Below are 797 nucleotides of genomic sequence, written 5' to 3'. Positions count from 1 at the left end.
AAGGAATTACAACCCATTTCTTTGAGCATAACCAATTGTCTTTTTAAGGCTGAGGTATTAATAGCTGCTCCCAAAGCGCCTAAATCATGGTGATTGCAAGTCCCAAAAATCTCGACTCTTTTTCCGTTTAAAAGAAATCCGTTTCTTGGTGTAAATTCTATTGTTCGAATGCCAAATGGGGTGTTGTATGTATCGACAACTTTTCCGTCAACGCTAACTTTGGTTTGTGCCACGTAGCGATTGGGCATTTTTAAATCCCATAATTTCGGATGGCTTAAAACGGAATGTGTTTCTGCTTCTTCTGTTGTGTTTGGTTTGATATCAAGAGTAGAAACAATTAGTGATCCTACTTTTGCTTTTGGTGTATTATTGATGTCCAGTTCGTATAAATCTGTTGTTATAACCGCTTTTACAGCTTTGTTTGTGGCATTGTCAACTTTTACCACTACTTTGATATCGGCAGCTTCTTTGGTAATATTGGGCGTTGTAATGTAGGTTCCCCAATGCCCAACATGTACCGGATTGGTTTTTACCAGCCAGACATGACGATAAATTCCGGCTCCGGGATACCAGCGCGAATCCCAGTTTTCTGTATCTAAACGAACGGCTAAAATATTTTCTTCCCCAAACTTTAAAAACGGAGTCAGATTCATGCGGAAGGAATTGTAACCATAAGGCCAGGTTCCGACATAATTTCCGTTGAGGTAAATTTTGGCATTGGCCATTGCTCCATCAAAATCAACAAAAATCTGTTTTCCAGAATCGGAGGCAGGAACGGTGAAATGTTTGCGATACCA

1 protein-coding gene is annotated in these 797 nt (G+C 39.9%); it reads right to left on the bottom strand.

Annotated elements, in window-relative coordinates:
- On the bottom strand, positions 1-797 hold a 797-nt coding region (locus KHA98_RS22755), incomplete at both ends, for a sugar-binding domain-containing protein (protein WP_379732501.1).

This window comes from Flavobacterium branchiicola, from assembly GCF_018383905.1.
Classification (GTDB): domain Bacteria; phylum Bacteroidota; class Bacteroidia; order Flavobacteriales; family Flavobacteriaceae; genus Flavobacterium; species Flavobacterium branchiicola.
Note: the sequence above shows the minus strand (reverse complement) of the source record. Positions and strands in the feature narration are given on the sequence as shown.